The sequence below is a fragment of the Protofrankia sp. CiP1_Cm_nod3 genome (assembly GCF_982290655.1).
The window spans coordinates 3,693-4,320 of record NZ_CEVIVD010000229.1 but is presented as its reverse complement, the minus strand read 5'-3'; the positions used below and the strand labels follow the sequence as shown (position 1 = coordinate 4,320).

Genomic DNA, 628 nt, shown 5'->3' with positions numbered 1-628 from the left:
CCCGGGTCGGCCCGCTGATCCACCACGCGCTGCGCCTGGCCGGGCAGCCGGCCCGTCCGAAGCTGTGCCTGCTGGCCACCGCCGTCGGCGACGACCCGGCCGCCTACGCGCGCTACTACGCCGCGCTCGCCCGCGACACCCCGCAGGTGCGCGCCTCCCACCTCGCGCTGTTCCCGATGCCGAACGTCGCCGACATCCGCGCGCACCTGCTGGGCCAGGACGTGATCTGGGTGGGCGGCGGCAGCGTGGCGAACCTGCTCGCGGTGTGGCGCGTCCACGGCCTCGATGTGATCATGCGGGAGGCGTGGGAGGCGGGCGTGGTCCTCGGCGGGGTGTCCGCGGGATCGCTGTGCTGGCACGCGGGAGGCACCACCGACTCGTTCGGGCCGGACCTGCGGGCGGTCACCGACGGCCTCGGCCTGCTGCCGTTCAGCAACACCCCGCACTACGACTCGGAGCCGGGCCGGCGTCCGCTCTACCAGAAGCTGGTCGCGGACGGGACGCTGCCGGCCGGCTGGGCCACCGACGACGGGGCCGGCCTGCACTTCCGGGGGACCGAACTGGTGGAGGCCGTCGCCGACCGGCCGGGCGTGTACGCCTGGCGGGTCCAGCGGATCCCGGGCGCGGC

Annotated in this window: 1 protein-coding gene; it reads left to right on the top strand. The window is 76.1% G+C overall.

Translation table 11 applies throughout. The features are described from left to right. Positions 1-628: Type 1 glutamine amidotransferase-like domain-containing protein (locus AC5LUJ_RS23250; RefSeq protein ID WP_493465775.1), on the top strand; the 628-nt coding region annotated here is incomplete at both ends.